This window comes from Streptomyces sp. NBC_00989, assembly GCF_045162655.1.
In the GTDB taxonomy this organism is placed as follows: domain Bacteria; phylum Actinomycetota; class Actinomycetes; order Streptomycetales; family Streptomycetaceae; genus Streptomyces.
This window is the reverse complement of the sequence record NZ_CP108728.1, coordinates 11,229,086-11,254,809: the sequence shown is the minus strand read 5'-3', so window position 1 is coordinate 11,254,809 and position 25,724 is coordinate 11,229,086. Positions and strand designations below refer to the sequence as shown.

Genomic DNA, 25,724 nt, shown 5'->3' with positions numbered 1-25,724 from the left:
CCATCCAGGAGTTCACCCATGCGCAAGGTCGTCAGCTTCGACTGCTACCGCACCCTCATCAACTTCGACACCCGTGCCGCCACGCACGAGATCGTCAAGGACCGGCTCGCCCAACTCGGCGTCGACCCGGACCAGTTCCACCACGACGCGTACGTGATGCGCTTCCAGGGCGTCGTCGACGCGTACCGCCCCTACCGGGAGATCGTCCGCAGCACGCTGCGCAACGTCATGCTGCTGCACGGTCTGGAGTACCGGGACGAGGACGGCGAGGCGCTGATCGAGGCCATCAAGAAGTTCAAGCCGTTCCGCGAAGTCCCGGACGCGCTGCGCCGGTTGAAGAGCGAGTACGACATCGCCATCCTCTCCAACAGCGAGGACGACCTCATCTCGTACGCCGTCGACGAGCTGGGCGTCGAGTGGGACTACGTCCTGACCGCCGAGCAGGCCGGGGCGTACAAGCCGCTGCCGCAGGCCTTCGAGTACCTGATGAAGGCGACCGGGCGCGGCCCGGAGGACATCATCCACACGGCCCAGGGCTGGGAGTACGACATCATGCCGACCAAGCGGTACCCGGGCATGCGGCGGATCTGGGTGAACCGGTACGGCTTCCCGGGCTCGGCCGCGTTCCAGCCGTACGAGGAGATCAAGGACCTGTCCGAGCTGCCCGGCCTGCTCGGCGTCTGACCCTCCCGGCACCCGCACGCCCGCCGCTTCGAAAGGAACACCCCCGTGAGCGCGACCACGCTCGGCCGGCCCGGACCGGTCAACGGCCGGATCTCCCACTGGTTCTCCGAACTGCCCACCCCCCGACCGGCGTTGCCCGGGGACCGTGATGCCGATGTGTGCGTCGTCGGCGCGGGTCTCACCGGGTTGTGGACCGCGTACTACCTGAAACTGGCCGACCCGACACTGCGGATCACCGTCCTGGAGGCCGAGTTCGCCGGGTTCGGCGCGTCCGGACGCAACGGCGGCTGGGCTTCGGGGCTGGTGCCCGGGGCGCGTGACCGGCTCGCCAAGGAGTACGGGCGGGACGCGGTGCTCGACTATCAGCGCGCGATGAACGAGGCCGTCGACGAGATCATCGCCGTCGCGGAGCGGGAGGGCATCGACGCCGACATCGTCAAGGGCGGCACCCTGCGCGTGGCCCGGACCCCGGCGCAGGCGACCCGGCTGCGGCACAAGACCGAGGGCGACCACGAGTGGGGCGTCACGGACTCGGTGATGCTGACGCCGGAGGAGGCGGCAGAACGCATTCGGATCGAGGGGATGACGGCGGCCGCCTGGACGCCACACTGTGCCCGGTTGCAGCCGGCGGCCCTGGTGCGCGGGCTCGCCGAGACGGTCGTACGGCTCGGTGTGACCCTGTACGAGAAGTCCCCTGTCACCGTCATCGAGCCTGGGCGGGCGGTCACCGCGCACGGTGCGGTGAGCGCGCCTGTCGTCCTGCGGGCCACGGAGGGGTTCACCGCGTCGCTCAAGGGGCTGCGGCGGGCCTGGCTGCCGATGAACAGTTCGATGATCGTCACCGAGCCGTTGGCGCCGGGCGTGTGGGAGGAGATCGGCTGGGCCGGGCGGGAGACCCTGGGCGACACCGCCCACGGGCATCTGTACGCCCAGCGCACACCGGACGACCGGATCGCGATCGGGGGGCGGGGGGTGCCGTACCGGTTCGGGTCGCGGACCGACTCCGACGGGCGGGTGGCCGACCGGACGATCGGCGAGCTGACCGAGACCCTGTACAAGGTGCTGCCGCAGACCGCCGGCGCGCGGGTCGACCATGCGTGGTGCGGGGTGCTTGCGGTGCCCCGTGACTGGTCGGCGACGGTGGGGCTCGACCGGGGTACCGGGCTCGGCTGGGCCGGGGGGTATGTGGGGCACGGGGTGACCTCTACGAACCTGGCCGGCCGTACGTTGACCGATCTGGTGCTGGGGCGTGAGTCCCGGTTGACCCGGTTGCCGTGGACCGGGCATCGGCCTGGCACGTGGGAGCCGGAGCCGTTGCGGTGGCTCGGGGTACGGGGGCTTTACGTGGCTTATCGGCTGGCGGATGCGCATGAGGCGAGCGGGCGTTCGCGGACGTCTCCGATCGCCACGGTTGCGGATCTTGTTGCTCGGCGGCCTTGAGGTCGGTGGAGCGCTCGCCCTTTCGCCGTGGGGGCGGGTGGTCCGTTGGCGGGTGGCGGTTCGTCGTGGTTGCTCGCGCCCACGCGGCGGAGCCGCACATGTCACAGCCCCGCGCCCCTTTCGGGGCGCCGTCCTGAACGGCGTTTGAGCAGCGCAGGCTGCCCTTGCGTTACTCGCTTCCCACCCCTCAGAGTGGGGTGGAACCACGTGTCGGGACCGGCGGCACTACGTCTCTTGGGAGCCCGTGCCCATGCCGTTTCTCACGGTCGCCGACGTACTGCGACTTCCCGTCATCGCGGCCGGGCTGCCCCGGGTCGCCGCCGGTGAGGGGCAGTTGGGGCGCACGGTCCGGTGGGTCCATGTCACCGAGCTGCTCGATCCCGCCTCGTTCCTGGAGGGTGGGGAGCTGGTCCTCACCACGGGCATGCCGCACCCCTCGGATCCGACACAACTGCGCGGCTACGTCGACCAGTTGGCGGACGTCGGGGTGGCGGGGCTGGTCGTGGAGCTGGGGCGCCGGTATCAGCAGGCGCCGCCGGATCTCGTCACGGCGTGCAGTGAGAGGGAGTTGCCGCTGATCGTGCTGGCGCGCGGGGTGCGGTTCATCGAGGTGACCCAGACCGTGCACGCCCTGATCCTGGACGCGCAGGGCGAGTTGCTGCGCCGCGCCCAGCATGTGCACGAGCTGTTCACGTCACTCACTCTGCGTGGCGCCGAACCGGAGGAGTTCGTGCAGACCGCCTCGGACCTCTCGGGGTGTCCGGTCGTGCTGGAGAACCTGATCCACCACGCGGTGAGTTGGGCCGTGGCGGGGCGCGCGGACGGGCAGGTCCTGGATGCCTGGCCGCGTCGTTCGCGCGCCGCCGGAACACCGGACCGGGCGGCGGCCAGCGGGCCCGAGGGGTGGCTCGTGGCGCCGGTCGAGGAGCGGAGCAGCCGGTGGGGGCGACTGGTCATGCTGCCCCTCACGGGCGGACCGCCCTTCGGTCCTGAGCACACGATGATCCTCGAACAGGCCGCCACCGCCCTCACGTTGGCCCGGCTCACCGGCGCCCCGGAGTGGGATCGGCGGGCGCACAGTTCCGTCCTGCTCGATCTGCTGCACTGGCGGTACCGCAGTCGGACCGAGGCACGGTTGCGGGCCGAGGCACTGGGGCTCCCCACGACCGGGCATCGCCTCCTGCCCGTCGTCGTCGACCACTCGGGGGCGCGGATCGGCGACACCACGGTGAGCGCTCACCTCGCCGACGGACTCCTCACGTCCGGCGTCAAAGCCCTCGTAGGAGACCTGTCGGGGCGTCGTACCGGACTGCTCATGGCGCTGGCCCGCGCTAGTGCGTGGCAGCCCGTCGTGGAACGCATCGCCCTCGATCTGCGGGCCACGTTCGGGGACGACGCCGTCGTAGCGGTCGGCCCGGGTGTCACCGAACTCAGCCAGGTCACAAGGTCGTTCCGCGAGGCCGAGGAGGTCGCCGACGCCATCGGTCCCACCTCCCGCACCCGCCCCTTCCACGTCGCCTCCGACGTGGGCCTGCCGGAACTGCTCTACTCCCTGCGCGACGACGTACGGGTCCAGAAGTACGTGGAACATCGGCTCGGGCGCCTGGTCCAGCACGACGCCCGGCACGGCAGCGACCTGCTCGGCACCCTGCGCGAATACCTCGACGCCGCCGGCAACAAGTCGATCGCGGCCAAGCGCGTGGGGCTCTCCCGGCAGGCCTTCTACCAGCGTCTGCACACCATCGAACGCCTCCTCGGCGCCGACCTGGAGGCCGGCGCCGAGCGCACCCAACTGCACGTGGCCGTCACCGCGTTGGAGGTTCTGCACGGGAAGCCGACGGACTGACCGACAGGCGGCTTCGTCTCCGGCGGGGAGGAGGATGGCAGTGGGACATCGAGCGCGTCAGGTGAGGCACCTCGCGGACTTCCGGTCGGCGCCGTGTGCCTTCAGCGCCGCGAGGAGTCCCTCGGCCAGGCGCGTGACGGGGACCGGGTCGCCCGGTTCTGCCGTGGCCCGTACGACGGCCCGGAGTCGGGCGTCCGGATACGTGTCGCCGTACGCCTCCCACCCGTCGGTCGCGTACGCCCGTGCCAGCGCCCCGCCGACCGCCTCCGCGTGGGCCTCGGTGCAGGCCCGCGCGTTCGCGTCGCTGCTCAGCCGTGCGTACTCGTGGCCGTACCCGTCGGCCTCGGACGCGGAGAAACCGTTGGCCAGCGCGTAGTCGCGAGCGCCCGTGTGGGCCTCGGTGTACGCGCTCGTCCGGTCGTACGCCGCGTCGTAGAGGTACAGGAGCACCGGGGTGAGCGCCGTCCTCCAGGTGTCCTGGTCCGCTGTCCTCCCCTGTGCCGCTTCACGGTGCAGGTCGGCCAGAGCCGCGAACTCCGTGCAGTCCCCGTCGTGCGACGTCTCGGCGAGGAGCGGCAGGATCGTGTCGGCGTGCCAGCTGTGGACGGCGTGCAAGGTGCACATGTCCGAGCCTTCGCCCAGCACGCCGTGCAGATGGGTCGCCCATACCTCCCGCCGGTCCGTCGGCAACTGCTCGTGGAGGGTGCTGGCGACGGACCACAGCCACGCCGGCCGCGCCTCCGGGGGAGGTTCGGAGGTGGGATTCCGTAGCGCGGCGAGGAACGTCTCGGGGGCGGCGGTCGTGGACATGGGGCGCCTTCGCTTCCGTCGGGGAACCGGGTCAGGCCTCTAGGCGGCTGCCGTTGACGGCGATCCGGCGACCCTCGCGGGTGTGCGGGAAGTAGTCCCAGACGGCGTGGTGTTGGACGCTGCGGTTGTCCCAGAGGACGAGGGTGCGCTCCTGCCAGCGGACCCGGCAGTGCAGCAGCGGGGTGCGGGCTATGTGCGCGTACAGCATCTCCAGCAACGCGTCGCTCTCGGTGCGGGACAGCTGGGTGATGTGCGAGGTGTAGGGGGCGTTGACGAAGAGGAGCTTGCGGTCGGTCTCCGGGTGGCGGGCGACGACCGGCTGTTCGGTGCGCGGCACCTCGTACTCGGGCGGCGGGGTCTGTCCGGCGGCGGTCCAGGGCAGGGCTCCGTCGTGTACGGCGGTGAGGCTTTCGAGGAAGGTCCGCATCGCCGGTGAGAGCAGTTCGTAGGCGAGGTGCATGTTGGCGAAGACGGTGTCGCCGCCGCTGCCGCCCTCGGGGATCGTGGTGATGTACAGCAGCGAGCCGAGGGAGGGTTCGGCGTCGGCGGTGCCGTCGGCGTGCCAGCCGTTGCCGGCCACGGCCTTGGACTCCTTGGTCGCCTTGATCTCCAGGATGTACGGGTCGGACCCCTCGGGCGCGAGGGCCACGGGGTGGAGTTCGCCGAAGACGCCCGCGAACCGCTTGTGTTCCTCGGGGGTGATGTCCTGGTCGCGGAAGACGAGGACGTGGTGGGTCTGGAACGCGTGCTGGAGTTCCTTCTCCTGCTGGGGTGTCAGCTCCTGGGACAGGTCGAGGCCGGTGACCTCCGCACCCAGCAGCGGGGTGATCGGGTCGACGGACAGGGTGTCGTAGGGCTCGGCGGGACGGGTGGTGAGCCGCTCGACGGCCTTGAGTGCGTAGTCCTCCATGAGGGACCTCCGTGAATCGGTAGGGGTGAAGAGGCAGGGAGCAGGGAGCAGGGAGCAGGGAGCAGACGGCAGGGGGCAGCGGGGGGGGCTTAAAGGCCTCGGTCGAGGAGTTCCGATACGACGAGACGCCCGAAGGCGAGGCTGCCGTGGATCGTGTCGTCCGCCTGGCAGAAGGCGGGGCGTTGCAGGCCGGTGCCGTCGGTGACACGGGCTCGCAGGTCCACCAACTCGACGCTGCGGGCGGTGAGTTCGTCGACGAGGATGTTCTGCGCGGCGAAGAAGACGTTCGGGTCGGACCTGCCGGGGACGCGTTGGGGCGGCAGGGGCGCGAGCACCCGTAGACCCAGGGCGACGGCGTGGTCGTAGAAGGCGAGCGCGCCCCGGACAGTCGCCCTGACCAGGTCCGCGAAGAGGCGGCTTTGCAGGAAGGTGTCCGGGACGGTGCCGCGCCGGTCGCGGTAGAGGTCCCAGTTCTGGCGGGTGGCCACGGTGTGGGCACTCAGGCCGAAGGTGCACACCAGCGGTACCGGCAGTCCGGCGAGGGCGGTCACGTCGAGGGTGTCGAGGTGCTCGCGGTAGAGCCGCTGCGGCTCGGTCTGCCGGAAGGTCCCGTCGGTGTCGAAGAAGGGGTCCAGGAAGTCGCGCCCTGATCCCAGCGGGCCGCCCACGAAGGGCAGTTCGGCAGCCTGGGCGGCGCGTCCGACACAGCCCGCGTGGGAGTCACCGAGCAGCAGGAATCGGGCGGGGGTTGTAGTAGTCGAGCACTGCGTCGTCACACCAGTTGTCCTCTCCGCCGGCGACGGGGGTAATGGCGGTGATGGGTCCGGGCGCGGGTCCCGCCGCAACCGGCCGGCCCTGGAGGGCCTGGAAGAAGTGCCGCATCACGAAGGCCACGCCGTCGGGGGTGACCGTGCGGAGGTTGGGTTCGTAGAAGGCCGCCCGATAGGGGAAGCCGGTGATGATCTCGTACGACGGGAAGTAGTCGACATCGTCCGTCTCGTCCGCCAACTGCCCTGCCGCCGCGCGCAGTACGGACTTGGAGTGGGTGGTGGCGACGAGCGCGTGACGGCCGGTGGCGGTGGCCGTCAGGGGCACCGGGGAGACGGTGAGGACCATGCGCAGCCGGGAGTTGATACCGCGGGCGAGGTCGAGCACGGACGTCAGGTCGCTGTGCACCTGCGCCACCGTGTGGTTGCGCAGGACGTGCCGGTTGGGGTCGAAGGTGCCGCGTACGGTCCCGGGGCACATCGGCAGCACCGTGCCGGTTCGGGTGTCGTGCCAGGCCTCGGTCAGGCCAAGGGTGAAGACGAGGACGTCGGCCTTGGTGAGGGCGGTGCGGATGGCGGTGAGGGTGATGTCGCGGGAGCGGAGCAGGTCGTCGGGCGAGGCGAAGCCGGCCGGTTCGAGAGTGGGCCGGTAGGGGTCGTAGAAGGTGTCGCGGGAGCTGTCTTGAGCGGTGCCGCCCTCCGCCCAGACCTCCTCGGGCGGTTTCTCCTCGTCGAGCGCCCAGGCAATCCACTGGCGCAGTGCGGCGGCGGTGTAGACGTTGCCGGTGCGGAAGGAGAAACGACGGTAGCCGCGTGCCGACTGTTCGGTGCGGGTGAGGCCCGGGGGTGGCAGTTCGGCGTCGTACCAGTGCATGCCCTCCTCCAGAAGGGCTCGTCCGATGCGGGCGGCGAAGCACGAACCGGCGGTGACGACGGGGGCGTCCTGGCCGATCGTGAACTTCGGTGTCCACAGGTCGGTGATGTCGAGTGCGTCGGGTTCGGCGACCGCGGTGCGCCAGAAGGACCGTTCGGGGAGGCGGGTGTAGGGGTGCTGCACGGTGACCTCCTCAGGATCGTCCGGCGGGGTGGGGCAGGGCGGCTTGTGTGTCGGGGAGGGGCGTCGCGACTACGGCGGCCGGCGTGCGGGGTGGGGCCGCCGCGAGTGCGGCGGCGATCGCCTGTACGTGGGGTTCGGCGACGAGTTCGTAGTGGTTTGCGTCGACGTGGTGGAGGCGGAAGGGCCGGGGCAGATGAGCGTCCCACGCGTCGGGCGCGGTCGGCTCCGGGGCCAATGCCCCTTCCTCTACGGGGCGTTGGGCCAGCCACACCTCGGCGGGCGTCCGGTGCAGTCGCGGCAACCGGTGTTCGGCCATGGCCGCGAGGTTGGCCCGGCAGCAGTGCGCGAGACGTTCGGCGTAGGCGCGACCGGAGTCCGACAGCCGTCCGCCGCCACCATCACTGCTACTGCTACTGCTACTGCTACTGCTACTGCTACTGCTACTGCTACTGCCGTTGCCGTTGCCGTTGCCGTTGCCGCTCAACTCGCGGGCGAACACGGCGTCCACCTGTCGTTCGTCGTAGGCGGCGAGCCGTTGTCCGGCGCCGGGTGGCGGCGGATCGAGGAGATGGACGGCGTCGACAGGTCGGCCGTCGGCCTCGGCAAGTGCCGCCATGGACAGAGCGGTCCAGGCGCCGAACGACCAACCTGCCAGACGCAGCCGGTAGTTGGGGTCCGGGAACGCGGCACGCACTGCTTCCAGGTAACGCGCGGCACGGTCGGTGATCGAGCGGGCGGGCTGCGCCGGGTCGCGTAGTTTCGGGTCGGCGATGAGGCAGACGGTCAACTCGCCGGGCAGGGCCGCCACGAGGGGTCGGTAGGCCTGAATGTCGCCGCCTACTGGATGGACCAGGCACAGGACATCCGGGCCGGGTCCGCGCTGCCACACCTCGACGTCGACTTCAACGTCGACCTCGACGTCCACTGGGGCGGCGGACGCGCGCGTGCCGGTGTCGAGGTGGCCGAGGATCTCGGTGAGGCTCACCCGGTGACTGAGCCGGGACAGGTCGATGTCGGTGCCGTAGCGGCGTTTCACCTCGTCGATGAGTTCCAGCAGGGTGAGCGAGTCGGCGCCGAGGTCGTACAGCGCGGCCTCCGGGTCGACGGTGTCCACACCGAGCAAGTCGACCAGGATCTCGGTGAGTTCGGCCGTGGGGTCGCCCGGTGCGGGTTGCGTGGAAGGCGTCGGCTCGTAACTGGAATCGCGGTCCGGCTCGTAGAAGAAGCGGGCCTCCGCCAAGGGCGTGGTGTTGACCATCAGGTGCGGCAACTGGAGGTGCAGGGCTCGTTCGAAGACGGCCGCGCCGTCCTCCGGAGTGAGCGCGACCTTCAGGTGTTCCTGGTGGCGGGCGTCGGTGGTCAGGGCGTGCTGCGCCATGCCTACGTCCCGCCAGGCGTCCCAACCGATGCTCATACGGACGGTGGTGGCGTCGTCTCCGGGCGGCGTGTGGTGGGCGTAGGCGTCGAGGCAGGCGTTGGCGGCCGCGTAGTCGAACTGTCCGACTCCGCCGTACCGCGCCGCCATTGACGAGCAGTAGGCCGCGTAGTCGGGGTCGTGCTCGGCGATGAGCCGCTCGACGAGCAGCGCGCCGCGCAGTTTCGCGGCCGTGGCACGTCGGGCGGTGGCGGGGTCGCGGCGGGCGAGGAGTCCCCCGGCGGCCGTGCCTGCGGCGTGCACGATGCCGGCGAGGCCGTCGAGATGCGGGGCCAAGCGGTCCTCGATCGTGGTCAGTTCGTCCTTGGCGAGGTCGGCAGGGACCAGAGTGACGCGGTCCCGGTACGGCCGTAGCGCGGGCGGTGTCTCAGTCCCCCGGGCGACGAGGACCACGCGGTTGCCGGGGTGCTCCAGGAGGCGTGCGGCCAGGGTGGCGCCGATGCCTCCGGTGCCGCCGAGCACCAGGTGGGTTCCGGGGGCGGCCGAACGGACCGCGGTCGGCGGGGAGTTGAGGACCGGCACCGGATGCAGAGTCCGCTGCCACCAGAAGCCGTCGCGCAGGGCGGTGGCCGGTTCGCTGAGCGTGTCGTCCAGGAGCAGGTCGGGCAGATGTGCCGCCCAGTCGGCCGGGCGGGGTCCGGGCAGGTCCAACCAGCGCAGGGTCATGCCCAGTTCCTGCCGGGGCACTTCGAGAGCGGCGGCGAGCAGGCCCGCCTCAGGGGTGCGGACGGGGCCGGTGACCGGCTGCGCCCCGTGGGACAGGAGCCAGGCGCGTGGTCGTACGACCTCCGGGACGTCGGCCAGGGCGCGGGCGAGCGCCGCGACGGTGTCCAGGCACGCCAACTGGGCTGCCTCCAGGGCGTGTTCATCGAGGCTGCCGTCGAGGGCCAGCGGCAGCGCGTGCAGCCAGTCGACGCCGGGGCCGCCGGGCCGAGTGACCCGCTCCAGCACGGCGGCGAGCTGCCCGGAGTCGGCGGGATCGACCTCGTAACGGTCCTCGCCGAGACGGGCGAAGGCCTTCCCGGCGCACACGGTCACCACCCGGGCGTAGTGTCGCTCCAGGAAACGCCACGGTTCGCCACCCGCGCCCGTGACCACCACGGCGGTGCGCCGCGGTTCGTGAACGCCGGTGCGGGCGCGACGCAGCCGGGTCCACTGCGGCTGGTGCAGCCACTGGTCGGCGGGCAGCCGCCGCGGTCCGGCCGACAGCTCGGGCGTACGCGCGAAGTCGTACTCCGCCGTCTCGAAGGCGGGAGGCGGGAAGTCCCAGGGCGCGGACGCGGGCCCCTCGGGCCATCCGAGGGTATGGCCGGCCGTCCAGGCCTCGGCAAGGGCACGAGGATCTCGGTCCCGGGCCATGAGTTCGCCCTGCGGGTGCGGCGTCGCGACCTCGCCCAGCGCGTCGAGCCACGCGACGGCGGAGGTGGCATCCGGGCAGACCGCCGCCGCCCGGTGGCCGAGCGCGGGCCGTCCGGCCTGGAGGTGGCGCAGGACCTGTGCATAGGTGTCGGGGTGCGCCCTCAGATAGGCGGCGATACGACGTCCATCCGCGCGTACAGCGGCCTCGGAACTGCCGGACAACACCAGGCACGGCACCAACTCGTTGGCGGTGTTCGCGACTTGCGCCGCATCCGGCCGTTCGAGGAGCAGGTGGGCGTTGGTCCCGCCGATGCCGAAGCTGCTGACGGCGGCCAGGCGCGGTCCGTCCTGCGGCCAGGGTTCGGCTGCGACCGGAATCCGAAACGGACCGTCGTCGATCTCCGGGCTGAGCCGGTCGAAGTCCGCCGTCGGCGGGATGATCCCGTGGTGCACGGCGAGCACGGCCCGCACCATGCCGACGACTCCCGCGGCGGCGCCCAGGTGTCCGATCTGGCTCTTCACGGAGGACAGCGCCACCCGCGCGTCGTCCGCCAGGCCGTACGCCTGGCGCAGCGCGGCCGCCTCGACCGGGTCCCCGAGTCGGGTCCCGGTGCCGTGCGCCTCCACATAGCCGAGGTCGGCGCCGCTACGGCCGCTGCGGTGCAGGGCCGTGCGGATCGCGGCGCGTTGCCCGGCCAGGGCGGGGGCGCTGTAACTGAGCTTGTCCGAACCGTCGTTGTTGATGCCCGAGCCGGTGATGACGGCGTACACGGTGTCCCCGTCCCGGCGGGCGGCGGCGAGGGGCTTGAGAACGACCACCCCGCTGCCACTGGCCCCGACGGTGCCGGCGGCGTCCGCGCTGAAGGGCCGGCAGTGGCCGTCCGGCGAGAAGATGTGCTGCGGCCGGTAGGTGTAGCCGTCGGTCAGTTCGGTGTCGACGAGGACACCGCCGACCAGCATCACGTCGGCGTCGCCCTGCCGGAGCAGCCCGGCGGCGACGTGTACGCCCACGAGCGAACTGGAGCACGCCGACTGCACGGTGAAGGCGGGCCCGGTCAGGCCGAGATGGTAGGCGGCCTTGGTGGCCAGGAAGTCCTTCTCGTGGTGCAGCGCGAGCCGGAAGGTGTCGGGCAGTTCGGCCGGCTCCGCCTCGCGCAGCATGCGCTGGAAGTAGGTGTTCTCCCCGCAGGCGGCCAGGAGTCCGACCCGGTGGGCCGTCGGGTCTCCGATACCGGCGTGGGCGAGTGCCTCGACACAGTTCATGAGGAGGTGCCGCTGCTGGGGGTCCATCAGCCGGGCCTCGTGCGGGCTGATCGTGAAGCGGCCCGGGTCGAAGTCGAGCATCCCCGCGAGCTGACTACGCGCCCCGACCCGGCCGTCCGTCGTCGGGAAGTGCTCGATGCCCCGGCGGCCGGAGACCACCAGGTCCCAGAAGGCGGCGAGGTCCGGGGCGCCCGGCAATCGTACGGCCATCCCGATGACGGCGATGGCTTCCTCGGTCCGCTCCCCCGGCGGCCGTGGAGTGTCGGGGATGACGGCGGTCGCATCGGCGCCCTCCAACGCGCGTTCCTCGATGAGGCGGGCCAGCGCGCGAAGGCTGACGTGCTCGAACAACTCCGGGACGGTGAAGGCGAGTTCGTCCTCGCCTGCGCAGCGGAGCTGGAAGCGCATCAGGTCCAGGCTGGTGGCGCCGGCGTCGAAGAACCGCTGCTCCACGCCGATCGCCTTGCCGGTCACCGTCTCGAACAGCGCGGTCAGCCGTCCTTCGAGCGGTGAGACGGCCGGGGCGGTCACGTCGAGGGAGCGCAACTCGCGCCCCGGGGCGGTGTGTGCCGCGCGACGGTCGAGCTTGCCGCTCGGGGTGCGCGGCAGTTCCGTCAGGCGACGGAAACCGCTGATCCGCACGTAAGCCGGCAGCAGACCGGCCAGATGATCCGTGAGGTCGGCCGGATCGGGGTCGCCGCCCCGGCATTGCAGGAAGGCCACCAGCCGCCCGTCCTCCACTGCCGCGACCGCGTGGGTCACACCGGGGTACTGGAGCAGCGCGGCCTCGACCTGCCCCAACTCCAGTCGGAATCCGCCGAGTTTGACCTGACTGTCGTCGCGGCCCGCGTAGTGCAGCAGGCCTTGCGCGTCGAACCGGGCCAGGTCGCCGGTGCGGTAGAAGATCCCGAGGTCGGGGTCGTCGGTGAAGCGGTCACGGTTCGGCGTGTCGTCGCCGTCGCCGTCGCCGACGTAGCAGCGGTTGGCCATGACACCGCCGATGAGCAACTCGCCGGTGACACCGGGCGGGACGGGGAGACCGCCCTCGTCGACGACACGCAGGACGGCGTTCGCCACCGGGCGTCCGATCGCGGGGCGCAGCGGCCAGGCGGCGGGGTCGCCGTCGAGGCAGAGGCCGCTGACGACGTGGGTCTCGGTGGGGCCGTAGTGGTTGAACAGCCGGGCGTCGGGCAGACCGGCGAACCAGCGGCGGATCGCGTCGGTGCACACCAACTGCTCTCCGGCGGTGATGACTTCGCGCAACCGGGACGGGAACTGCCCCGTGCGCACCCCGTGTTCGGCGAGGAGTTGCAGCGCGACGTACGGCAGGAAGATCCGCTCCGCTCCCCCGGTCTCCAACTCCCGTAGCAGGGCCGGGACATCGTGCCGCCAGGCGGGTTCCACCAGGCGCAGCAGGCCGCCGGAGCACAGGGTGGTGAGGATCTCCTGGAAGGAGACGTCGAAGGACAGCATGGAGAACTGCTGGGTGACGGCGGGCCCGTTCAGGCCTCCGTCGGTGCGCTGCCAGGTCAGCAGGTTGCACAGGGTCCGGTCGGAGACCTGGACGCCTTTGGGAGTGCCGGTGGAGCCGGACGTGAACAGGGTGTAGAGCGGGCGCAGCCCCTGGTGGGCGGGTAGTTGGGGCGCTCCGGTGGGGGTGTCGGCGAGGGTGAGGACGTGCCGGGGCAGGGACGGCGGCGCGATCGCCGTGAGGACGGCTTCGTCCTCGGGTGCCACGAGGACGCACAGGGGGTCGGCCTGGTCGAGCACGTGCCGCAGCAGGGGCGGCGGATAGGCGGGGTCGAGCGGTACGACGGTGAGGTTGAGGCGGGCCGCCGCCAGGAGCGCCACGACATGCTCGACGGAGGGCTGGAGGTAGAGCGCCACGGCCGCCGGGGCGGCGGGGTCGGCCGGGAGACGGGTGCCGAGTGCGGCCGCCAACTCGGCTGCCTGTGCGTCGAGTTCGGCGTAGGTGAGGGCGGATTCGCCGGTGGTGACGGCCGGGGCGTGCGGGGTGCGGGCGGCCTGCCGGGCGAAGCCGTCGGCGACGGTGGTGAAGGCCGTCGTACGCGTGGGGCCTTGGCCGTGGTCGGGCAGGGTACGGCGGTAGTCGGCGACCAGTTCGTGCAGGGTGATGTCGGTGTCGCCGGTCAGGTGGTCGAGGGTCTGGCGGAAGAGGCGGGCCGCGGCCTGGGCGCGTTCGGCGCCGATGTCGTCGCGGTACTCCCACAGGCAGTCGAACCCGCCCTCGTGCTCCACGACCGACAGCGTGAGGGCGCACTTGGCACCCAGCGGCTCGGGCCACAGCGGCCGCACCTCGCAGCCGTCCAGGCGCAGTGCCGAGAAGTCGGTGTTCTCCAGGACGAACAGGTAGTCGAACAAGGGGGTTCGCTCGCGGAAGGCGCGATCCGCGAGGACGTCGGCGAGAGCGACCTCCTGGTCCTGCAGTACGCCGCGAACGGCATCGGAGTGGGCCGCGAGCTGCGTGTCCAGTGAGCGGTGCGGCTCCAACGGCAGGTCCAGGAGCACGGTGTTGGCGAACATGCCGACCGTGTCCGCGAATTCGGGGCGGGGCCGGTTCACCACCGGCGTGGCGACCAGCGGGCGGCCCTGCCCGGTCACGCCGTAGAGACTCGCGGCGAACGCGGACACCAGCAACTGGAAGCGTGTCAGGCCGAGTTGTGCCGCGCGACGGTCCAGCGCGCTGCGGCGGACCAGGTCGAGGGAGGTGCGCAACAGGCGCGCCCGGGGGGCGTCGGGAGCCGGCAGCGCGGGTGACGGTTCGCCGTCGCGGCCGTAGTGGGAGCGCAGGCGGGCGCGGCGGTCCTCGTACGCGGGACTCGTGTGCCAACTGCGTTGCCAGCGGGCGAAGTCCAGCGGTGTGGGGGCGCCGGACTGCTGGGTGGTGTCGCGTGGTGAGGGGACGGACGCCGGCTGGACATCACCGCCCGTGCAGGCGTCGGTGAGGTCGCGGAGGAGGAGGCTGAGCGACCAGCCGTCCACGGCGATGTGGTGCAGGTGCAGCAGGAGCAGTCCGCCGTCGGCCCGCGTCACCCAGGCGGCCCGGAGCATCCGGGCGTCGCCGAGGTCGAAGCGGTGGTCGTAGAACCGGTCGGCGGTGTCCTGCCACTCCTCCCCCGGGTGGGCTTCGAGTGCTTGCCACGGGTCGTAGGGTTCGCCGGTCTGCTGGAGCAGCCCGTCGGGTGTGGGGACCAGGCAGGTACGCAGGGCCACGTGCCGTTCCACCAGCGTGCGCACCGCGCGACGCAGGGCCTCCGTGTCGACGCGTCCCCGGACACTGAAGGCCAACGGCACGTCGTAGGAACGGTTTTCGGGCTCGCGCTGGTGCAGGAGCCAGAGGCGTTCCTGCTCGCTGGTGGCCGGTGCGGTCGGCTCGCCGGAGGGGGCGGGTACGGGCGGGTGTTCTCCCGCGGTCGCCTCCGGGGCGTGCACGGCATCCGCGAGGGCGGCGAAGTCGGATCGCAGGACGAGGTCGTGCGGGAGGTCGACGGCGAAGCGGCTGAGGATCTCGAAGCGGAAGCGCAGCGCCTTCAGCGAGTCACCGCCACTGGCGGCCCAACGGTCCCCGGGACGCAGGCCGTTGACGGCGAGGATGTCCTCGGCGACGTCCAGCACAAGCCGTTGCTCGGCGCTGACGGGTACGTCACCCTCCTGCGCTCCGCGCCACGGGGTCCCGGCGTCGCGCAGCAGGGCGGCCCGGTCGACCTTGCCGTTGGCGTTGCGCGGCAACTCGGCGACGAGGTAGGTGTGGTGGGGGCGCATGTACGAGGGCAGGGCGGCGGTGAGGTGACGGTCGTAGGCGTCGTAGGAGAGTTCGTCGCCCAGGACGAGGAAGGCGAGCAGCTCGCTGCGGTCGGCTTCGTCGCGGCGGGTGCATATGTAGGCCTGGCGGACGGTGGGTTGGGCCAGGATCTGCCGTTCCACCTCGCCCGGTTCGATGCGGAAGCCGCGGACCTTCACCTGGCGGTCGGCCCGGCCGACGTAGGTGATCCGGCCTTCGGTGTCCTGGCGTACGAGGTCGCCGGTGCGGTACCAACGCCGTTGCCCGTCGGCCGTGTTCGGCAGTCGTACGAAGCTGCGGCCGGTCAGCTCCGGGAGGTTGCGGTAGCCGTGGGCCAACGCCGGTCCGGACAGGAGGAGTTCGGCAACCTCGCCCGGTTCGGCGGTGCGGTCGTCCTCGGTGCGCAGCAGTACGCCGGTGCCGGGGAGCGGGGTGCCGATCGGGATGGTGTCGCCGGTGAAATCGCGTGGGATGGGGTGGCAGAGGGCGAAGGTCGTCGCCTCCGTCGGCCCGTACACGTTGTGCAGGACGGTGCGGGACGTGGAGTTGGTGTCGTACCAGCGGCGGACGATGCGTGCGTTGAGCTGTTCACCGCCGACGAGTACCTGCCCGACGGTGGAGAAGCAGTCGGGTACCTGCTCGACCACCGCGTTGAACAGGGCCGTCGTGATGAACAGCGTGTCGACGTGCCGTTCGCGGAGCGCATCGGCCAGTCGGGGCGCGCTGTGCACCTGGTCGTCGTCGAGTACGACGCAGACGCCGCCGGTCAGGAGCGGGACCCACACCTCGAAACTGAGCGCGTCGAAGGCGGGGTTGGCCAGGCTGGCGAACCGGGCGCCGGGCTGGAGGTCGAGGTAGCCGGGCCGGGCCAGGCGCCGCACTCCGCCGTCGGTGACTTCGACGCCCTTGGGTCGGCCCGTGCTGCCGGAGGTGTAGAAGACGAAGCCCGTGGCAGTGTCTCCGGGCTGCCTCGGAGGGACGGCGGGCAGGACCGGACCGTCACCGGCCAGGAGCAGATGAGCGTCCAACCCGGTTAGATGCTGCGGTAGTTGAGGCGTATGCCCGCTGTCGTGGATGACGGCGACCGCGCCCGAGTCGTCGAGGATGTGCCGCTGCCGGTCGGGTGGGCTGAGCCGGTCGAGGGGGACGACGGTGGCTCCGGCGCGTCGGACGCCGAGCATGACGCAGACCAGTTGCCAGGAGCGGGGCAGGTGTACGGCGACCGCGTGTCCGGGGCGAACTCCGGCCGCGTACAGCTGCGTTGCCACCCGGCCGCTGGCCTGTTCGAGTTCGGCGTAGTCGAGGATCCGGTTGCCGTCCTCGACGGCGACGGCGGTCGGGGTGCGGCGAGCCTGGCCCAGTACGGCCTCGGCGAGGGAGGCGGACCTCGTAGGGGCCGGGGTGACTCTGCGGGCGGGGCGGAGGTCCATCACGCCTCCCGTATCGGCAGGGCCAACTGGGCGCTGTGGTGGTCCAGTTCGGCGGCTAGCAAGGTGCCGACCTGGGCCGCTCCGACGCCTTCCAGGATCTCCCAGTGGTCGCACTCCATCGTCTCGACGCGGTAGTCGCTCTCGGCGCGGCGCCGCCAGAAGGCGCGGACCTCGGCGTGGAAGGGGGTGTCTTCGCCGTCGGGCACGGCCTGGGCGAGGACCGTGCGCGCCGGGGAGGCCGCCGGGAGGTGTTCGCGGGCGGTGAGCCGGTTGTGGTTGTAGAGGTGGAAGTAGCGGTCGACCTGGGCGTCGTCGATGCCGGGGTACATCCCGTTGAACCTCACGAGTTTGTCGCGGAACTCGGCCGCGTCGACGGCGCCGATCTCCGCGCGTGCGGATGCGTCGTCGGTGGCCTGGGTGTCGAGGAGGACGACGCTGACGGCCCAGTGTCCGGCACGGGCCAGGAGCCGTCCCATCTCGTGGGCGACGAGGCCGCCGTAGGACAGACCGGTCAGGACCAGGGGTGATGCGCCGTCGGGTTCGAGCAGGCGCAGGTACTCCTCGGCCATGGCCTCCACGCTCGGCAGGAGGTCCTCGTCGGGGTTCACTCCCGGGGACTGGATGCCGTACAGGCCGACGCTGTCGGGCAGGAGTGCGGCCAGGGGGAGGTAGCAGAAGGCGGTGCCGCCGGCGGGGTGGACGCAGACCACGCGCGGGCCGGTGCCGGGGCGGAACTCGATGAGGCTGCCGGGTGCGCGTGCGGCGCCGTCCTCGCGCAGCAGCGCGGCGAGTGCCTCGATGGTGGGGCGGGTCATCACCTCGCCCACCGGAAGACGGCGGCCGAATGTCTCGGTGACGGCGTGGGTCATCTTGATGGCCGAGAGCGAAGTGCCGCCGATCTCGAAGAAGTTGTCGCTGACGCCGATGTCGGGGTGGAGCAGGATCCGCTGCCAGATCCGGTACAGGCCGTGTTCGATGTGGTCGCGCGGGCTGGCCGTGTTGACCTGGTCGGAAGTCGACTCCTGGGCCAGGCGCAGAAGTTGGGGCCGGTCGAGTTTGCCGCTGCGGTTGAGCGGCAGGGTGTCGAGGTCGAGGAAGACGGCGGGGATCATGTAGTCGGGCAGTCGACGGGCGAGCGCGGTGCGCCAGTCGTGGGTGGTGCGGGCCGGTGCGGTGCCCCGGCCGATGCCGGCGAGCAGGCGGGGCTGGCCGCTCGCGTCGTGGTCGACGAGGACGGCGGCCTCGCGGACGCCGGGCAGCGCCATGAGCGCCGCCTCCACCTCGGCGGGTTCGATCCGGAAGCCACGCAGTTTGACCTGGTCGTCGGCGCGGCCCATGTAGTGGGCCTGGCCGTCCGGCAGGCGTCGGGCGAGGTCCCCGGTGCGGTAGATCCGCTCACCGGGCACGAACGGATCGGGCAGGAAGCGTTCCTTGGTGAGGTCGGGGCGGCCCAGATAGCCGCGCGCCAGCGACGCTCCGCCGAGGTACACCTCCCCCACCACGCCGGGCGGGACCGGTTCCATGCGGCCGTCGAGCACGTACATCCGGGTGCCGGGCAGGGGGCGGCCGATGGGGCACGGCCGTTCCAGCGGGCGGGGGTCGTAGTAGGCGGTGCTGTAGAGGGTCGCTTCGGTGGGGCCGTAGCCGAAGCAGATCCGCAGGCCGGGGAGGTGCTGTGTCATGCGGTGCAGGGCGGCTTCGGTGAGCGACTCAACTCCCGTGAGAAGCGTGCGCAGTTGGAGCCCGCGCAGTCGTACGGCCGGGTCCTCGTCGATCCACTTGGCGTAGGCGGGTGGCAAGAAGGCCTGGGTCACGGCGTGTTCGCGCATCCATGCCAGCAGGGCCTCGGGGTCGCCGCGCAACTCCTCGGGGACGATGTGCAGTTCGCCGCCGGTGGTGAGGGGCAGCAGCAGTTCGTGGATCGAGGCGTCGAAGCCGATGCTGGACCAGGCCGAGCCGACCGCGCCGGTGGCGGTGCCCATGCGGGCGTGCCAGGTGGTGAAGAGGTTGAGGACGCTGCGGTGTTCCACCGCGACACCCTTGGGCCGTCCCGTGGACCCGGAGGTGAAGATCACGTAGGCGAGTCGGTCCGGCGTGGGAGCCATGCCTGCGGGCGGTTCGTGGCGGGTTGCTCCCTCGGCTTCCACAGCCCCCAAGTCGAGCCATTCCGGGGTCCGTTCCGCGCTGTCGTGGTCGCTCAGGACGAGGGGGCAGGCCGCGTCCTCGACCATGTTCGCGAGACGTTCGGCGGGTTGGCCCGGGTCGAGCGGGAGGTAGGCGGCGCCCGCTTTGAGGATGCCCAGGATGCCGACGGCCAGGTCGCAGGACCGCTGCGCGTGCAGGCCGACGACGTCACCGGGGCGGACGGACCGGGCGACGAGGGCGTGCGCGAGGTGGTTGGCGCGGCGGTCGAGGGACGCGTAGTCCAGGGAGCTGTTCCGGTCGACGACGGCGGTCCGCGTGGGGCGCTCGCGGACCTGGGCCTCGAAGAGTTCGACGAGCCCGGACGCCGTACGCAGGACGGTTTCCTCCGGGTCGGGGCGGACGGCGGTGTCGGGCCGCGTGGCGTCACCGTCGAGCAGCACTCGTTGGCGTTCCTCCGGCTCCATCAACTGCAGGGCGCGGATGTCCCGTTCGGGATGACGGACCATGTCCGCGAGCAGATGCCGCAGATGCCCGGACCAGCGCTGGGCGGTGGCCTGGTCGAGGAGAGCCGTCGCGTAGTCCAGGTGCCCGGTGATGCGGCCCTCGGACTCGGTCGCCGACAGCGCGAGGTCGAACTTGGCCGGCGCCTGCGCGATCGGCAGCGGCTCGGCCTCGACTCCCGGCAGGTGCAGCAGATTCCGCCGGTCGGGCTGCCAGGCCAGCATGGTCTGGAACAGCGGGGTGCGGGAGGCGCTGCGCGGCGGGTTGACCAGTTCGACGATGCGCTCGAAGGGCAGGTCCTGGTGGGCGAGGGCCTCGCGGACGACGGCGCGGGTTCGGGTGAGCGCCTCGGACGCGGTGAGGGAACCGGACAGATCGATGCGCAACGGGAGGGAGTTGACGAGGAAGCCGATGAGCCCGGCCGCTCCCGGGCCGCGCCGGTTGGCGAACGGGCTGCCGACAACGATGTCTTCCTGCCCGGAAAGGCGCGACAGGAGGATCGCCCAGCCTGCCAGCAGGGCCACGAAGGGGGTGGCGCCGTGCTGTCTGGCCAGGCCGCGGAGCCCGGCCGTGACGTCGGCGTCGAGGCCGAACTCGGCCCGGCCTCCGTCGTATTGCTGTTCCGTCGGCCGTGGACGGTCGAGGGGCAGTTCCAGGACGGGCGGCGCGTCATGCAGCGCGCGCCGCCAGTACACCTCCTGGTCGCCGAGTCCGCCGCCGAGGACGGCTTGGCGCTGGGTCCGCACGTGGTCGGCGTACTGCGCCACCAGCGGTGGCAGGGGGTTCGGGGCGTCTGCCGCGAACGCCTCGTAGAGATGGCCGAGTTCGTCCATCATGATGTTCATCGAGACGCCGTCGTAGATGCTGTGGTGGAACGTCAGCAGGAGCACGTGGCGCTCGGACCCCAGGGCGAGCAGACGGCCGCGTCCGAGCGGGCCTGCTTCGAGGTCGAACGACCGCCGTGCCTCGTCGAGTTGGCGGGAGGACACACATGCGTCGCGGTCCGGGCCGGGGATGTCGGTGAGGTCCTCGAAGGCCAGGGAGAACCCCGCGCCCGGCGGGTCGACGTGCTGACGCACGTCACCCTCCATGGCCACGAGCCTTGTCCGGAGCGTCTCATGACGGTCAGTCAGCGCGTCGAAGGCACGGGACAGTAACGCACGGTCGAGCGGGCCGGCCAGCGAGAAGGCGATCGTCTCGTTGTACGCGGAGTTCGCACCCGGCAGTTGGGCCAGGAACCACAGCCGCTGCTGGGCGAAGGACGCGGACCGGATGCGGGGCACCCGTCCGGTGTCGCCGACGGAAACCTCGGTGGACGCGCATGGAGTGGGGACAGAGTGGGGGATGTTGTGCACCGGCGATACCTGGCCTTCCCATCGGTGTGGGGCTGGGTGACATCGGGCGCGACAGGCCGGGATCACCGGACTGCCGACGGTCCGGAACAGGGTGCGCCCGCCGTCGGGCGGGCTTCACGGGAGTGGGCGCAGGGCCGACGAACGCGGGGTACGCGGGGCGCCATCGCCCCGGAACACTCACCGGGAGACGGGGGGAATGTCAGGTCGTCGACGAAGGGGCGAGCACACGGGGCGAGGCGGCCGAAAACGGCCCGCTGATTCGATAAATCGATTCCCGAAATCGCTGGCCAATTACCTGGTCACATCGCTTTCTTACTCACGAGGATTTCCTCCCGGAACTCCGTGACACAGTCGTAATCATCGATCACGGGCTCAGCACATGTCAATACTCGACATTCCTCGACACTTCACATAACACCCACACGGAAAAAGAGTCCCATGAAATTCACATACAGGAAGAAAGGTTCCACAACGTCGCCTGAACTCGCTTTACGGACTCTTCCGCTCTTCTTCCTTCGGCACGGCGTATCCGGGCACAGAAGGCCAGCGCAGGGTCAACACCACGGACTCCTCCTCCGCGGCCCAGGAGTGATCCACGCCCTGCCCCCAGACGACATAGTCGCCCTGCCCTTCCAGCAGCACGCTACGACCGGGGAACTCCATACGGAAGCGGCCCGAGATCAGCACCAGGAAGGTGGTCCGCACCTCGCCCTTCACCCACTGCGCCCGCTGTTCGCCACGTGGGTGAACGCCCCACTTGACCTCCACGGCATCGCTGTGGCGCGGACCGCCCCGCTCCCTGAAGTGACCGAGCAGCCATCCCCGGTCCAGTGCCGCGTCCTTGCCCGCACTACCCACGTACACGCCGTCTCCCATGCGGCGGAACGCTAGCAGTCGACCACTGGGTGAGTGACGCCCTGTCCAGCCGCAGGTGGATGCGTGGGGCTGGGACCGGGCGGCGGGCCCATCAGGGACGCCGGGGCGTCGGACCCGGTTTCGTCAGCGGTCCCGCGGGGGAGCCTGACCCGCTGGTGCCTATCCACAGTTGGGGCAGGTTATGCCTTTCTCCTCGGCCCATACTCGGATCCATGACCGGTAAATCACAGCTCGGGGACTTCCTACAGGCGCGGCGCTCCCAACTGCGTCCCGAGGATGTCGGTATGCCCACCTACGGGGAGCGTCGGCGGGTGCCTGGTCTTCGGCGTGAGGAGTTGGCGCTGTTGGCCGGCGTAAGCGCCTCGTACTACACCCGGCTGGAACAGGGACACTCACTGAGCGCCTCGCCCGAGGTGTTGGACGCGCTCGCCGGGGCACTGCAGCTGGACGAGTCCGAGCGGCGGTACCTGCACGACCTGGCCCGGGTGGAACGGCCTCGCTCTCGGGGGCGGCGGCCCGGGCCGGAGCGTGTGACGGAGGCGACGGCCCAGTTGCTGGACCTGCTGGCGGACGCTCCAGCGCTCGTGCTCGGCCGGCGCGGTGACGTGCTGGCGTGGAACCGCCTGGGTCACGCACTGTTCGCCGGACACCTGGATCCCGGCGCCCCTGAACTGTCGGCGCGGCGCCCCAACATGGCCCGGTTGGTGTTCCTCGACGCGCACACCCGTGACCTGTACGCGGACTGGCCGGGCAAGGCCAGGGCGGTCGTGGGGAATCTGCGCCTGGTGGCGGCCCAGCATCCGCAGGACACGGCACTGCACGCGTTGCTGGGCGAACTGAGCGCGAAGAGCGGTGAGTTCGCGTCCCTGTGGGCCGACCATCGGGTCAAGGCGTGCACCGTCGCCACCTATGAGATGCGGCACCCGCTGGTCGGCCAACTGACCGTCGTGCAGCAGACCTTGAGCCACGGGCCGGGCCCCCACGTCGTGGTCGCCACCACGGAGGCGGGTTCGCCCTCGCGGGCCGCGCTGGCCCTGCTTGCCCAAAGCGTCACCCGGAGTACCGTCCCGGCCGAGCCGCCTCGGTCGGGGGCCCGGGCCGACGCCGGCTGACGTCGCACACAGCCACCTGACGCTCAGCCGGCACCTCTACGTACCCGTCCCACCCGGACACGGCCGACGATCGGCCGCCTCTGGGCACCGTCCCGGGAGCCGCACGGCCCCGGGCAGATCCCGTCCACTTGTCCCCGGCGTCGGCGCGTTGCCGCCGTATGCCCGAAATCCATTGAAGGAACCATGTTCAAGAAGCTCTCCACGTCCGCCCTCTCGGCGGCCGTCATTGCCGCGGCCGGTGCCACGGCGCTCACCCCGACATCGGCGTCGGCCGTCTCCTCCCCGCTGAGCAACGCGCGGACCGCCGTGCACTTCGACCTGGCCAAGGGGCAGACACCGGAAAACATCGCCCTGGCACCTGGCGGCTCCGCGTACGTCACCTTCGCCGAGAGCCGCCAGATCGCCGAGGTCTCCCCCAGGGGCGCCATCCGGATCCTGGCCACCCTGCCCAAGCCCGCCGACGGGGGCGTCCACACCCCGGTCCTGGGATTCCCGCTGACCGTCGGCATCGTCCGTGCCCACGACGGCACCCTGTACTTCCTCTACTCCACCGGCACCCCCGACCTCACCGGCGTGTGGCGCCTGCGCCCCGGCGGTCAACCGCAGCGGATCGCCGCGCTACCGGCGGACGGCCTGCCCAACGGCCTGGCGCTGGACCCTCGCACCCACATCCTCTACGTCACCGACTCCGTGCGCGGCGCCATCTGGAGCGTGCCCATCACCGGCGGTACCCCCACCATCTGGTCCAGCGCCCCCGAACTGGCCTCCACCGGATTCCTGGGCGCCAACGGCCTGAAGATCCACAACGGCGCGGTCTGGGCAACCAATCTCGACAAGGGCACCGTGCTGCGCATCCCCATCCGCCGGGACGGTGGCCCCGGCAAGGTCCGGACCGAGGCCACTGGTCTGCCGGGGATCGACGACTTCGCCTTCACCGGCCACGGCGACCAACTGCTGGCCGCCCTCAACGGCCCGAGCGAGGTGGCCCTCGTCCAGGCCGACGGCACCCACTCCACCCTGCTGACTGCGGCCGAGGGCCTGCAGAACCCCACATCCATCGCCCTGCGCGGCGACACCGTCTATGTGCTGAGCGCCGCCTACGTCACCGCCAAGGACCCCAACCTGATCCTCGCCCGCCTGAACGACTAGCCCCGCAGACACGAGACAGGCCCGGGGCCGAGCACACCCGGCTCGCACCGGGCCGACCATGCCCGCGGACCATTTCCTCCCGGACCTGCCCGAGCATGCGGGGCAGGTCCACCGGCAGCCGCTCGAACCCGACCGTCTCGGCGCCGGTGCCCTGCACAGCGGGCACTCGGCAGATCGCTGTGACCGAACGCCACACATCCGCCTCGCGCTCGGATCGGTCGGCGCGTTCTTCCTCGGCCTCGGCCTCTCACCGGAGGGCGTCGAGCAGGAGGTTCGCGGCCACCGTCGCTCCGTCGGTGCGGAACCTGCCGCTCACATCCTCTGCCCTCGCCCGGGTCTCCGGTGCCAGAACCGTCTTGAAGGCGACGTTCAGTGACTCGGTGGTCACCGTCTCGCTGTCGAGTGCCGCGCCGAGATCGAGATCCGCGACCCGGCCGGCCCAGTAGGGGTTGTCCGCCAGTCGGAGAGGCACCACCACTTGGGGCGCACCGGCCCGGGCGGCGGTCAGCGTCGTGCCCGCGCCGCCGTGGTGGACGACGGCGGCCACCCGGCCGAACAGGCGCTGATGGTTGACCTCGCCGATGGCGAAGCAGTCGTCCTGGCCGTCGACCAGGTCCAGTTCCGCCCAACCACGGGAGACGAGTACGCGGCGGCCCTGTGCGCGGATCTCCTCGACAGCTCTGTGGGCGATGTCCGGCGACGGGCTCATGCTGCCGAAACCGACGTAGACCGGCCGTGTGCCCGCGTCCAGGAACGTCACCAGATCGGCCGGGAGCGGGCGTTCGTCCGGCAGGGTCCACGCACCGGTCTGTGTCACGTCGAGGCCGCGGGTCTCCCGCCACGGTCCCAGGACCGGGTCCGCCGCCAACCACGGACGGTCGCTGTAGACGTGGTCGCGGACGTTGTTCACCGGTGCCAGATCGAGCGCTGCCCGGTGGTTGTTGAGGGGCTCGGCGAACTGCGCGTTCACGTTGTCGGCGTCGCGTTCCCACCGCGTCCGGTTGTCGTCCGCCGCCGGCTCCGGCCAGCCCGGACGCGGTGGCGGCGCGTGGTGGGGCGACGGCAGGTTGACCGCCGAATAGCTCACGTACACATAGCGGATGCCCGCGGCCTCGGCCACGGACCGCGCGGCGATCTGCGCCAGGCCGGCCGCCACCAGCACGTCACATCCGTCGAGCGCCGCGGGGAAAGCGTCGAACTGCGCGCCGACCATCTCGGTCCGGTACCGGGACAGATCCGCCGCCGACGGCAGCGTCGTCCCACGCATCACCTCCCGTACCGGTGGCCCGACCGGCACGAGCCGCACCCCGAGACCTGCCAGCCGCTCCGCGAACTCCTCATCAGGCGGGGCGCACATCCGTACCTCCACGCCGAGCGCCCGTAGCCGCACCGCGAGTGCCACCAGCGGTTCGACATCGCCGCGCGTTCCGTACGTGGACAACAGCACCCGCATTCCGCACCCTCTTTCGTTCTGACTTCTCCCGCCATTCGGCCCGTGCCCGCCCGGACTTCGAGCCGCACCCGCTCCGGCGACGGGTCGGCCGGAGCGGGTGCGGCTGCAGTGTACGTCGCACACGCTCAAGTCGGTTCTGCCGTAAAGGAGTTGGAGCTGCCGCGCGCATGCGATGCGGGCGCGACTGCGGCATTGCAGGCCGAACATCGTCTACCGGTAGGCGGTCTTGTGCCGCTCATGGGCCAACTCAGCTGTTTCGAAGCCAAGTTCCGCCTCCGACGGCGGCGGCGAATACCTACCGGTCCGTGTGGGGACAATCTCGTCGATCAA

General features: G+C 71.2%; 13 protein-coding genes. 5 read left to right on the top strand and 8 right to left on the bottom strand.

Annotated elements, in window-relative coordinates; genetic code table 11:
* Positions 1 to 18 precede the first annotated feature (18 nt).
* From OG714_RS50805 to OG714_RS50795, 3 genes are all read left to right on the top strand, one after another.
* Complete coding sequence (locus tag OG714_RS50805; protein WP_406131288.1) at positions 19 to 684, top strand: HAD-IA family hydrolase; 666 nt, start codon at positions 19 to 21, stop codon at positions 682 to 684.
* Between the two features lie 45 nt (positions 685 to 729).
* Complete coding sequence (locus OG714_RS50800) at positions 730 to 2,124, top strand: NAD(P)/FAD-dependent oxidoreductase (protein ID WP_406131287.1); 1,395 nt, start codon at positions 730 to 732, stop codon at positions 2,122 to 2,124.
* Between the two features lie 250 nt (positions 2,125 to 2,374).
* Entirely contained in the window at positions 2,375 to 3,970 is a 1,596-nt protein-coding gene (locus tag OG714_RS50795) for a PucR family transcriptional regulator (protein ID WP_406131286.1), read from the top strand.
* Positions 3,971 to 4,027: 57 nt separating this feature from the next.
* Here the strand turns inward: OG714_RS50795 and OG714_RS50790 are convergent, their stop codons facing one another.
* The 7 genes from OG714_RS50790 to OG714_RS50760 form a co-directional block, all read right to left on the bottom strand.
* Complete coding sequence (locus OG714_RS50790; RefSeq protein ID WP_406131285.1) at positions 4,028 to 4,780, bottom strand: hypothetical protein; 753 nt, start codon at positions 4,778 to 4,780, stop codon at positions 4,028 to 4,030.
* Between the two features lie 31 nt (positions 4,781 to 4,811).
* Positions 4,812 to 5,690, bottom strand: coding sequence for a TauD/TfdA dioxygenase family protein (locus OG714_RS50785; protein ID WP_406131284.1), 879 nt, complete (start codon positions 5,688 to 5,690; stop codon positions 4,812 to 4,814).
* A gap of 89 nt (positions 5,691 to 5,779) precedes the next feature.
* Positions 5,780 to 6,466 (bottom strand): hypothetical protein, encoded by a 687-nt coding sequence (locus OG714_RS50780; RefSeq protein WP_406131283.1) that lies wholly within the window; start codon positions 6,464 to 6,466, stop codon positions 5,780 to 5,782.
* Complete coding sequence (locus OG714_RS50775; RefSeq protein ID WP_406131282.1) at positions 6,411 to 7,514, bottom strand: GSCFA domain-containing protein; 1,104 nt, start codon at positions 7,512 to 7,514, stop codon at positions 6,411 to 6,413. Before OG714_RS50775 ends, OG714_RS50780 begins: the two co-directional genes overlap by 56 nt.
* A 10-nt stretch (positions 7,515 to 7,524) precedes the next feature.
* On the bottom strand, positions 7,525 to 16,803 hold the full coding sequence (locus OG714_RS50770) for an amino acid adenylation domain-containing protein (protein ID WP_406131281.1): 9,279 nt from the start codon (positions 16,801 to 16,803) through the stop codon (positions 7,525 to 7,527).
* Complete coding sequence (locus OG714_RS50765) at positions 16,803 to 20,732, bottom strand: non-ribosomal peptide synthetase (RefSeq protein ID WP_406131280.1); 3,930 nt, start codon at positions 20,730 to 20,732, stop codon at positions 16,803 to 16,805. Before OG714_RS50765 ends, OG714_RS50770 begins: the two co-directional genes overlap by 1 nt.
* Positions 20,733 to 21,293: 561 nt before the next feature.
* Positions 21,294 to 21,680 carry a signal peptidase I gene (locus OG714_RS50760; protein ID WP_406131279.1) on the bottom strand — a complete coding sequence of 129 codons (387 nt, stop codon included), beginning with the start codon at positions 21,678 to 21,680 and terminating at the stop codon, positions 21,294 to 21,296.
* A 212-nt stretch (positions 21,681 to 21,892) separates the two neighbouring features.
* Here OG714_RS50760 and OG714_RS50755 point away from each other — a divergent pair, with 212 nt between their 5' ends.
* On the top strand, positions 21,893 to 22,792 hold the full coding sequence (locus OG714_RS50755) for a helix-turn-helix domain-containing protein (RefSeq protein WP_406131278.1): 900 nt from the start codon (positions 21,893 to 21,895) through the stop codon (positions 22,790 to 22,792).
* A gap of 183 nt (positions 22,793 to 22,975) precedes the next feature.
* Entirely contained in the window at positions 22,976 to 23,941 is a 966-nt protein-coding gene (locus OG714_RS50750; protein ID WP_406131277.1) for a hypothetical protein, read from the top strand.
* A 247-nt stretch (positions 23,942 to 24,188) separates the two neighbouring features.
* On the opposite strand, the gene OG714_RS50745 is transcribed toward OG714_RS50750, so the two are convergent.
* On the bottom strand, positions 24,189 to 25,394 hold the full coding sequence (locus OG714_RS50745) for a glycosyltransferase (protein WP_406131276.1): 1,206 nt from the start codon (positions 25,392 to 25,394) through the stop codon (positions 24,189 to 24,191).
* Positions 25,395 to 25,724 lie beyond the last annotated feature (330 nt).

What these genes read in the sequence shown, in the direction of transcription:
- OG714_RS50795 (WP_406131286.1), top strand. Translation starts at nt 2,375, where the DNA reads ATGCCGTTTCTCACGGTCGCCGACGTACTGCGACTTCCCGTCATCGCG.
- OG714_RS50790 (WP_406131285.1), bottom strand. Translation starts at nt 4,780, where the DNA reads ATGTCCACGACCGCCGCCCCCGAGACGTTCCTCGCCGCGCTACGGAAT.
- OG714_RS50805 (WP_406131288.1), top strand. Translation starts at nt 19, where the DNA reads ATGCGCAAGGTCGTCAGCTTCGACTGCTACCGCACCCTCATCAACTTC.
- OG714_RS50760 (WP_406131279.1), bottom strand. Translation starts at nt 21,680, where the DNA reads ATGGGAGACGGCGTGTACGTGGGTAGTGCGGGCAAGGACGCGGCACTG.
- OG714_RS50770 (WP_406131281.1), bottom strand. Translation starts at nt 16,803, where the DNA reads ATGGACCTCCGCCCCGCCCGCAGAGTCACCCCGGCCCCTACGAGGTCC.
- OG714_RS50750 (WP_406131277.1), top strand. Translation starts at nt 22,976, where the DNA reads ATGTTCAAGAAGCTCTCCACGTCCGCCCTCTCGGCGGCCGTCATTGCC.
- OG714_RS50785 (WP_406131284.1), bottom strand. Translation starts at nt 5,690, where the DNA reads ATGGAGGACTACGCACTCAAGGCCGTCGAGCGGCTCACCACCCGTCCC.
- OG714_RS50745 (WP_406131276.1), bottom strand. Translation starts at nt 25,394, where the DNA reads ATGCGGGTGCTGTTGTCCACGTACGGAACGCGCGGCGATGTCGAACCG.
- OG714_RS50755 (WP_406131278.1), top strand. Translation starts at nt 21,893, where the DNA reads ATGACCGGTAAATCACAGCTCGGGGACTTCCTACAGGCGCGGCGCTCC.